The sequence below is a fragment of the Enterobacter sp. 198 genome, assembly GCF_009025585.1.
Lineage (GTDB): Bacteria > Pseudomonadota > Gammaproteobacteria > Enterobacterales > Enterobacteriaceae > Enterobacter > Enterobacter ludwigii.
The window spans coordinates 205,338-213,731 of the sequence record NZ_WCIM01000029.1 but is presented as its reverse complement, the minus strand read 5'-3'; the positions used below and the strand labels follow the sequence as shown (position 1 = coordinate 213,731).

Sequence of the window (8,394 nt, the reverse complement as noted above, 5' to 3'; positions counted from 1 at the left end):
CCTTCACGGATTGCGAAACGCAGACCGTCGTCCATCGCGATTGGGTGGATCAGCGTCACAACCATCTTGATGTTGTCGCCTGGCATTACCATCTCAACGCCTTCTGGCAGTTCGATGGTACCGGTCACGTCAGTTGTACGGAAGTAGAACTGTGGACGGTAGCCTTTGAAGAACGGAGTATGACGGCCGCCTTCGTCTTTGGACAGGATGTACACTTCAGATTCGAACTTGGTGTGTGGCTTGATTGAGCCTGGCTTAGCCAGTACCTGACCACGTTCGATTTCTTCACGTTTGATACCACGCAGCAGAACACCTACGTTCTCACCAGCACGGCCTTCGTCCAGCAGTTTGCGGAACATTTCAACGCCAGTACAGGTAGACTTAGCAGTCTCTTTGATACCAACGATTTCAACTTCTTCGCCAACTTTGATGATACCGCGCTCAACACGACCGGTAACAACGGTACCACGACCGGAGATGGAGAATACGTCTTCGATTGGCAGCAGGAACGGCTTGTCAATCGCACGCTCTGGTTCTGGGATGTAAGAATCCAGGAAGCCAGCCAGTTCGATGATTTTCTCTTCCCACTCTGCTTCGCCTTCCAGCGCTTTCAGCGCGGAACCACGAACGATTGGGGTGTCGTCGCCTGGGAAATCGTACTGAGACAGCAGTTCACGAACTTCCATCTCTACCAGTTCCAGCAGCTCTTCGTCATCAACCATGTCACATTTGTTCAGGAACACGATGATGTAAGGAACGCCTACCTGACGACCCAGCAGGATGTGCTCACGAGTCTGAGGCATTGGGCCGTCAGTCGCAGCAACAACCAGGATCGCGCCGTCCATCTGCGCAGCACCGGTGATCATGTTTTTAACATAGTCGGCGTGGCCTGGGCAGTCTACGTGTGCGTAGTGGCGAGTCGGGGTGTCATATTCAACGTGAGAAGTGTTGATGGTGATACCACGCGCTTTTTCTTCTGGTGCGTTATCGATCTGGTCGAATGCACGAGCAGCACCGCCGTAGGTTTTAGCCAGTACGGTAGTGATTGCAGCGGTCAGGGTAGTTTTACCATGGTCAACGTGGCCGATAGTACCAACGTTGACGTGCGGTTTTGTACGTTCAAATTTTTCTTTAGACACGGCTATATTCCTTACTATAGTGCTCTCCCCTTCGGAGAGAGCACGGGACTTAGGTTTTAATCCTGTGGATTACTTACCACGGGCTTCGATAACGGCCTGAGCAACGTTGTTAGGCGCATCATCATACTTCAGGAATTCCATGGTGTATGATGCACGACCTTTGGTCAGAGAACGCAGCTGAGTTGCATATCCGAACATTTCAGACAGCGGAACTTCAGCATGGATCTTAACGCCAGTTACTTCGGATTCCTGACCGCGCAGCATACCGCGACGACGGCTCAAGTCACCGATAACGTCACCGGTGTTCTCTTCAGGAGTCTCTACTTCAACCTTCATGATTGGCTCAAGCAGAACTGGTTTTGCTTTCTTAAAGCCTTCTTTAAAGGCAATAGACGCAGCCAGTTTAAACGCCAGTTCAGAGGAGTCAACGTCGTGGTAAGAACCGAAGTGCAGACGGACACCCATGTCAACAACCGGATAGCCAGCCAGAGGGCCCGCTTTCAGCTGTTCCTGGATACCTTTATCAACGGCTGGGATGTATTCGCCAGGAATTACACCACCTTTGATGTCGTTGATGAACTCGTAACCTTTAGGGTTAGAGCCCGGCTCCAGTGGGTACATGTCGATCACAACGTGACCGTACTGACCGCGACCACCAGACTGCTTAGCGTGTTTACCTTCAACATCGGTAACTTTCGCACGAATCGCTTCGCGGTAAGCAACCTGAGGTTTACCCACGTTCGCTTCAACGTTGAATTCACGCTTCATACGGTCAACGATGATGTCCAGGTGCAGTTCACCCATACCAGCGATGATGGTCTGGTTAGATTCTTCATCAGTCCATACGCGGAATGATGGGTCTTCTTTCGCCAGACGGCCCAGAGCCAGACCCATTTTTTCCTGGTCAGCTTTGGTTTTTGGTTCAACCGCGATGGAGATTACCGGCTCAGGGAATTCCATACGCTCCAGAATGATCGGGTGATCCGGGTCACACAGGGTGTCACCAGTGGTCACGTCTTTCAGACCGATTGCTGCAGCGATGTCGCCCGCACGAACTTCTTTGATCTCTTCACGTTTGTTAGCGTGCATCTGTACGATACGGCCAAAACGTTCACGCGCCGTTTTCACGGAGTTCAGGATGGTGTCACCGGAGTTAACCACACCAGAGTAAACGCGGAAGAAGGTCAGGTTACCCACGAATGGGTCGGTAGCAATTTTGAACGCCAGTGCAGAGAACGGCTCTTCGTCGCTTGCGTGACGTTCAGCCGGAGTATCTTTACCGTCGTCCAGGATGCCGTTGATCGCAGGAACGTCAACCGGGGATGGCAGGTAATCAATTACCGCATCCAGCATCGCCTGAACACCTTTGTTCTTGAATGCAGAACCACAGGTTACCAGGATGATTTCGTTGTTCAGAACACGCTGACGCAGAGCTTTTTTGATCTCTTCTTCAGTCAGTTCTTCACCACCCAGGTATTTCTCCATCAGCTCTTCAGAAGCTTCAGCAGCGGATTCGATCAGGTTCTGGTGCCATTCGTCAGCCAGGTCCTGCATCTCAGCTGGGATATCTTCGTATTCGAAGGTAACGCCCTGGTCTGCATCGTTCCAGTTGATGGCTTTCATTTTCACCAGGTCGATAACGCCGGTGAAGCCTTCTTCAGCACCAATTGCCAGCTGCAGCGGAACAGGGTTCGCGCCCAGACGGGATTTGATCTGACCAACAACTTTCAGGAAGTTAGCACCCATACGGTCCATTTTGTTAACGAACGCGATGCGTGGAACTTTATATTTGTTCGCCTGACGCCATACGGTCTCAGACTGTGGCTGAACACCACCAACTGCGCAATAAACCATTACCGCGCCGTCAAGAACACGCATGGAACGTTCTACTTCGATGGTGAAGTCAACGTGCCCTGGGGTGTCGATGATGTTAACGCGATGCGGTTCGTACTGCTTAGCCATACCTGACCAGAATGCAGTAGTCGCTGCGGAGGTGATAGTAATACCACGCTCCTGCTCCTGTTCCATCCAGTCCATGGTGGCTGCGCCGTCATGAACTTCACCGATTTTATGGTTTACACCGGTGTAGAACAGAATACGTTCGGTAGTAGTGGTCTTACCGGCGTCGATGTGCGCACTGATACCAATGTTACGGTAACGTGCGATGGGTGTTGTACGAGCCATTTGATTCCTCGTTTGTTTCTTTAGGCGTTCAGTTAAGTAACCCAGGACGGGCAGCTTCGCTGAAGCGCCCGCCTGGTGACTAATACTCCGAAGGGATTACCAACGGTAGTGTGCGAACGCCTTGTTGGCTTCTGCCATACGGTGAACGTCTTCACGTTTCTTAACTGCAGTACCTTTGTTTTCTGCAGCATCAGAAAGTTCGTTCGCCAGACGCAGAGCCATGGATTTATCACCGCGTTTACGAGCAGCTTCAACGATCCAACGCATTGCCAGAGCATTACGACGAACCGGACGAACTTCAACTGGAACCTGATAAGTAGAACCACCAACGCGGCGAGACTTAACTTCTACAGTCGGGCGCACGTTGTCGAGAGCGACTTCGAAAGCTTCCAGTTCATTTTTACCAGAGCGCTGAGCCAGGGTCTCCAGCGCGCTGTATACGATTGCTTCTGCAGTAGATTTTTTACCATCTACCATCAGGATATTTACAAATTTTGCCAGCAGTTCTGATCCGAATTTCGGATCTGGAAGAATTTTACGCTGACCAATGACGCGACGACGTGGCATGGGAATACTCCGTTGTTAATTCAGGATTGTCCAAAACTCTACGAGTTTAGTTTGACATTAAGATAAATCAGTTTGGCCTTACTTAACGGAGAACCATTAAGCCTTAGGACGCTTCACGCCGTACTTGGAGCGAGCCTGCTTACGGTCTTTAACACCTGAGCAGTCCAGCGCACCACGAACGGTGTGGTAACGAACACCCGGAAGGTCTTTAACACGACCGCCACGGATCAGGATCACGGAGTGCTCCTGCAGGTTGTGACCTTCACCACCGATGTAGGAAGTCACTTCGAAACCGTTAGTCAAACGCACACGGCATACTTTACGCAGTGCGGAGTTTGGTTTTTTAGGAGTGGTGGTATATACACGAGTACATACGCCACGTTTCTGCGGGCAGGCTTCCAGTGCAGGCACGTTGCTTTTTGCAACTTTGCGCGCACGTGGTTTGCGTACCAGCTGGTTAACTGTTGCCATTAAATAGCTCCTGGTTTTAGCTTTTGCTTCGTAAACACGTAATAAAACGACCTCATACAATATGAGGACGCGAAATTTTAGGGCTACGTCGAAAAGGTGTCAAGAAATATACAGCGATCTCGGATCACCAGTTCATTTGACTGGCGTGCGTCACAGTAAGATTGACGAAATCAGTATAGCCAACCACGTCAATTTTGGCTGAAATTTGACCAGAAAGACCTCGCGCCTCAAGATCGTCTTTCAGCGCAGAGACGGATATGGGGGCATTGCTGAGAATTTCAACGAAACGACTCCCTTCAAGCGCAGCCAGTACGCCATCCTGAATCAGCAGCAGGTCATCACCTTCGCGCAGCATACTCAGTAATGCGTCGATATCACAATGCCACGGTGAACGGCTCAGGGTATGGAGCATGTCAGCCTCAGAAATTCAGAACAGTGTCGTAATGGGAAAGTTGGTCGCGCAGCGCGTCGGCCGGGAGGAGTGTTACATCCAGCACGAAAGACGTCTTATCGCTCAGACCGCGCGCAGCAAGAGAATCAGCGCAGACAAAAAAGGTTTCAATGTCGTAAAGCGGCAGCACTTTAAAGGTCGCGATGTAATCCCGCGCCAGAATAGCCTGCGGCTGCTGGCCTGCCAGAAGCTGAAACACGCCATCCCCTAAAAAGAAGACACCGATGTCTTCGGTCAGTGCTGATGTTGCGAGCAACGCATCCAGCCCTTCTCTGCCGGACGCACTACCGTGCGGAGCAGATGAAAAAACAAACGCCACGCGTTTCATCAGAATTGCACCACTCTGTCGCAGGTTAACGCAGCCTGTGCCAGTGCGCCCAGACCGCTCAACGAAAACCCCGGCTGCAGGTTGGCCCCTGGCAAGCCAAGACGTTCAGCTTCGGTGGCATCGGTCACGCCGCGACGCAGGGCTGCCGCCACGCAGATATGCAGGGCAACCCCCCTTGTCTCGTTCAACGTCTGCCAGGCGCGCACCAGATCAAATTCATCGCTGGCCGGTGAGGTAAACTGGTTGGCGTTATACACCCCTTCCCGATAAAAGAAGACGCTCACCAGCTCATGTCCGGCAGCCAGTAACGCATGCGCAAACTGCAGCGCGCTGCTGGCCTGCTGAGTACCATACGCCGGGCCTGTCACCATCAGCGAAAAACGCATTACTTGTCTTGCCCCTGGAAATCACCGCTTTTGAACTGGCGGATGTACAGGTAGACCGTATGCTTGGAAATGTTCAGGCGATCGGCCACCTGGTTAATGGCGTCTTTGATGTCAAAAATCCCTTTCTCATAGAGATTCAGCACGATCTGACGATTCTTGGCGTTGTTCGATACGTTGCGATCGGCATTCACCTCTTCGATAGTGAACTCAAGCGTCTGCGTCACCAGATCTTCAACCGAGGAGGCAAAGTTAACTGAGGAGCCAACGTCCGGCGTTTCAGGCGGTATGAAAGTGCTCATGATTTGCGAGAACGGCACATCAAGGTTCATGTTGATGCACAACAGACCGATCACGCGATGCTCGCGATTTCGAATCGCGATGGTTTCTGATTTCATCAGTACGCCGCTTTTGGCGCGGGTGAAATAACATTTGGAGACGCTGCTGTCCGCGCCGGTCATGTCATGCAGCATACGCAATGCAAGGTCGGTGATTGGCGAACCAATTTTACGGCCAGTATGCTCACCATTAGCAATGCGGATGGCGGAACACTTAAGATCTTGCAGGGAGTGCAATACGATTTCGCAGTGGGACCCAATGAGCATCGCTAACCCGTCCACTACCGCCTCGTAGGATTTCAGAATATCGAAGTCGGTCTGGTCGAAAGGACGTTGATCCAGTAAATCAAGTTCACTGGTTTCGTTGGTTAAAAGCGACCTGGACATGAAAAAAACACTCCTTTTCAGGAGCCTGTCGTTAGGTTTTCAGGGCAGGCTCATTATCTACACGGACAACTAAATTAATACAGCGTGCATAACGCTTTCCAGTGTTAATTATATCTGCCCCACAATAAAAAAAACCGCCGCCTTAAAGGCGGCGGTTTTCATTCCATTACTTCTTCGCGTCTGTCGCAGCTTTCTGTTCTGCCTGCGCTTCTGGTTTCGCATCAGCTTTCGGCGCTGGTTTGATGTCCAGCAGCTCTACGTCAAAGACCAGGGTAGAGTTAGCAGGGATACCTGGAACGCCGGTTTTGCCATATGCCAGATCCGGTGGAATAACCAGTTTGATCTTGCCGCCTTTCTTGATGTTTTTCAGACCTTCAGTCCAGCCTGGGATCACACCATCCAGACGGAAGGAGAGAGGCTCACCACGGGTGTAAGAGTTATCGAACTCTTTACCGTCGATCAGCGTACCTTTGTAGTTAACCACGACAGTATCGCTGTCTTTAGGCGCGTCACCGGTACCTTCTTTCTCAACTTTGTACACCAGACCCGTCGAGGAGGTTTTCACGCCCTTCTCTTTAGCAAAGGTATCGCGGTAGGCTTTGCCTTTCGCTTCGTTGTCTTTTGCATCCGCTTCCATCTTAGTCTGAGCGGCACCTTTCACACGTGCTTCGAACGCCTGCAGAGTCTGTTCAATTTCCTGGTCAGACAGTTTGCTCTTATCTGCAAATGCGTCCTGAACGCCCGCGATCAGCTGAGCTTTGTCCAGTTTAATGCCCAGTTTCTCTTGTTCTTTCAGAGAGTTTTCCATGTAACGACCCAGAGATGCGCCAAGTGCGTAGGCGGATTTCTGGTCGTCATTTTTGAACGCCGCTTTGCTGTCTGCAGTTGCAGCAGGCTTCGCAGCAGTATCAGCAGCGAAGGACAGCGGCGCGTTCAGCGCAACAGCCATCGTCGTCGCCAGCAGCGTTACTTTAAACAGTGATTTCATCCATATCTCCAGGGCCTGGGGACTCTCACCCCAGCGTTAAACGTAAATGAGTTACGTACTATAAAACGTTGCGGAAGAAATCTACAGACAGACTCTCCCGATTCTCGCCACTTTTCAGACTATTTTTGTTTAAATAAGTTTCTTGCCAAGGGGATAGATACTGAACTTAAGGATAAACTCAGTTAAACTTCGCCGCCGCTGGCCGATTGTGGTTAATGAGATACAACGAGGTGAATGATGAAGGACACAATGTTAGAAGCGAGAATGGCTGAGCTGGAAAGCCGCCTGGCTTTTCAGGACATCACCATCGAAGAGCTAAACCAGACCGTGACCGCACATGAACTGGAAATGGCGAAACTGCGGGATCTCATGCGCCTGCTGACGGACAAACTGAAGGCCACACAGCCGTCACATATTGCCTCTCAGTCAGAAGAGACGCCACCACCTCATTATTGAGGCGTAAAAAAAGCGGGATTATTATCCCGCTTTTTTATTTTCCGCATAACGGAATTAGTGGCAACCGCAGCCGCCGTTACCGCAACCACCTTTACCGTGGTCGTGACCATGGTCGTGATCGTGGCCGTGACCACCGCAGCAGCCGTCGTGGCCGTGATCGTGGTCATGGTCGTGACCGTGCGCACCGTGAACGTGGCCATGAGCCAACTCTTCTTCGGTCGCTTCACGGATCGCAACAACTTCTACGTTGAATTTCAGGTTCTGGCCAGCCAGCATGTGGTTGCCGTCAACCACAACGTGGTCGTCTTCCACTTCAGTGATTTCAACAGGAACCGGACCCTGGTCAGTTTCCGCCAGGAAGCGCATGCCAACCTGCAGTTCGTCAACGCCCATGAACACGTCTTTAGGAACGCGCTGCACCAGGTTGTCATCGTACTGACCGTAAGCGTCGTTCGCGCCAACAGCAACGTCGAATTTGTCGCCAACGTCGTGACCTTCCAGCGCGTTTTCCAGGCCGGAAATCAGGGAACCGTGACCATGCAGGTAGTCAAGCGGCGCACTCACCGGAGACTCATCAACCAACACACCGTCTTCTGTACGTACCTGATAGGCCAGGCTGACCACCAGGTCTTTTGCTACTTTCATGATATCTCCTGAGCAAGGGAAAATTGCTGGCGCAGATTGTAGCGGAAATCTGCACCC

The 8,394-nt window shown here is 51.4% G+C and carries 11 protein-coding genes; 1 reads left to right on the top strand and 10 read right to left on the bottom strand.

Annotated features, from left to right (window positions below; translation table 11 throughout):
- The 9 genes from tuf to fkpA all read right to left on the bottom strand — a co-directional run.
- A partial coding sequence (tuf, locus tag F8561_RS18250; RefSeq protein WP_151887753.1) for an elongation factor Tu occupies window positions 1–1,139 on the bottom strand: 1,139 nt, incomplete at its 3' end.
- Between the two features lie 69 nt (window positions 1,140–1,208).
- On the bottom strand, window positions 1,209–3,323 hold the full coding sequence (gene fusA / locus F8561_RS18245; RefSeq protein ID WP_014171904.1) for an elongation factor G: 2,115 nt from the start codon (window positions 3,321–3,323) through the stop codon (window positions 1,209–1,211).
- Between the two features lie 96 nt (window positions 3,324–3,419).
- Window positions 3,420–3,890, bottom strand: coding sequence for a 30S ribosomal protein S7 (gene rpsG, locus F8561_RS18240; protein ID WP_003861706.1), 471 nt, complete (start codon window positions 3,888–3,890; stop codon window positions 3,420–3,422).
- Window positions 3,891–3,986: 96 nt separating this feature from the next.
- The gene (gene rpsL, locus F8561_RS18235) at window positions 3,987–4,361 is read right to left on the bottom strand and encodes a 30S ribosomal protein S12 (protein ID WP_000246815.1); all 375 of its coding nucleotides are present in this window, start codon (window positions 4,359–4,361) and stop codon (window positions 3,987–3,989) included.
- 124 nt (window positions 4,362–4,485) lie between these two features.
- Window positions 4,486–4,773, bottom strand: a complete 288-nt coding sequence (gene tusB / locus F8561_RS18230) for a sulfurtransferase complex subunit TusB (RefSeq protein WP_014171906.1) — start codon at window positions 4,771–4,773, stop codon at window positions 4,486–4,488.
- Between the two features lie 7 nt (window positions 4,774–4,780).
- Window positions 4,781–5,140: a sulfurtransferase complex subunit TusC gene (gene tusC / locus F8561_RS18225; RefSeq protein WP_014171907.1), complete on the bottom strand. Its 360-nt coding sequence runs from the start codon at window positions 5,138–5,140 to the stop codon at window positions 4,781–4,783.
- Complete coding sequence (gene tusD, locus F8561_RS18220) at window positions 5,140–5,526, bottom strand: sulfurtransferase complex subunit TusD (protein WP_014171908.1); 387 nt, start codon at window positions 5,524–5,526, stop codon at window positions 5,140–5,142. Before tusD ends, tusC begins: the two co-directional genes overlap by 1 nt.
- The gene (locus tag F8561_RS18215; protein WP_014171909.1) at window positions 5,526–6,248 is read right to left on the bottom strand and encodes a transcriptional regulator; all 723 of its coding nucleotides are present in this window, start codon (window positions 6,246–6,248) and stop codon (window positions 5,526–5,528) included. The genes tusD and F8561_RS18215 overlap by 1 nt, the downstream gene beginning before the upstream one ends.
- A gap of 166 nt (window positions 6,249–6,414) precedes the next feature.
- Window positions 6,415–7,236 carry an FKBP-type peptidyl-prolyl cis-trans isomerase gene (fkpA, locus tag F8561_RS18210; protein WP_014171910.1) on the bottom strand — a complete coding sequence of 274 codons (822 nt, stop codon included), beginning with the start codon at window positions 7,234–7,236 and terminating at the stop codon, window positions 6,415–6,417.
- Between the two features lie 237 nt (window positions 7,237–7,473).
- Here fkpA and F8561_RS18205 point away from each other — a divergent pair, with 237 nt between their 5' ends.
- Window positions 7,474–7,692: a protein SlyX gene (locus tag F8561_RS18205; protein WP_020884603.1), complete on the top strand. Its 219-nt coding sequence runs from the start codon at window positions 7,474–7,476 to the stop codon at window positions 7,690–7,692.
- 54 nt (window positions 7,693–7,746) lie between these two features.
- On the opposite strand, the gene slyD is transcribed toward F8561_RS18205, so the two are convergent.
- Window positions 7,747–8,337: a peptidylprolyl isomerase gene (gene slyD / locus F8561_RS18200; protein ID WP_014171912.1), complete on the bottom strand. Its 591-nt coding sequence runs from the start codon at window positions 8,335–8,337 to the stop codon at window positions 7,747–7,749.
- Window positions 8,338–8,394: the final 57 nt, after the last annotated feature.

Bases quoted from the DNA above. Each gene is read 5' to 3' on its own strand.
- rpsG (WP_003861706.1), bottom strand. From the start codon at position 3,890: ATGCCACGTCGTCGCGTCATTGGTCAGCGTAAAATTCTTCCAGATCCG.
- F8561_RS18205 (WP_020884603.1), top strand. From the start codon at position 7,474: ATGAAGGACACAATGTTAGAAGCGAGAATGGCTGAGCTGGAAAGCCGC.
- tusC (WP_014171907.1), bottom strand. From the start codon at position 5,140: ATGAAACGCGTGGCGTTTGTTTTTTCATCTGCTCCGCACGGTAGTGCG.
- tusB (WP_014171906.1), bottom strand. From the start codon at position 4,773: ATGCTCCATACCCTGAGCCGTTCACCGTGGCATTGTGATATCGACGCA.
- F8561_RS18215 (WP_014171909.1), bottom strand. From the start codon at position 6,248: ATGTCCAGGTCGCTTTTAACCAACGAAACCAGTGAACTTGATTTACTG.
- fkpA (WP_014171910.1), bottom strand. From the start codon at position 7,236: ATGAAATCACTGTTTAAAGTAACGCTGCTGGCGACGACGATGGCTGTT.
- tusD (WP_014171908.1), bottom strand. From the start codon at position 5,526: ATGCGTTTTTCGCTGATGGTGACAGGCCCGGCGTATGGTACTCAGCAG.
- slyD (WP_014171912.1), bottom strand. From the start codon at position 8,337: ATGAAAGTAGCAAAAGACCTGGTGGTCAGCCTGGCCTATCAGGTACGT.
- rpsL (WP_000246815.1), bottom strand. From the start codon at position 4,361: ATGGCAACAGTTAACCAGCTGGTACGCAAACCACGTGCGCGCAAAGTT.
- fusA (WP_014171904.1), bottom strand. From the start codon at position 3,323: ATGGCTCGTACAACACCCATCGCACGTTACCGTAACATTGGTATCAGT.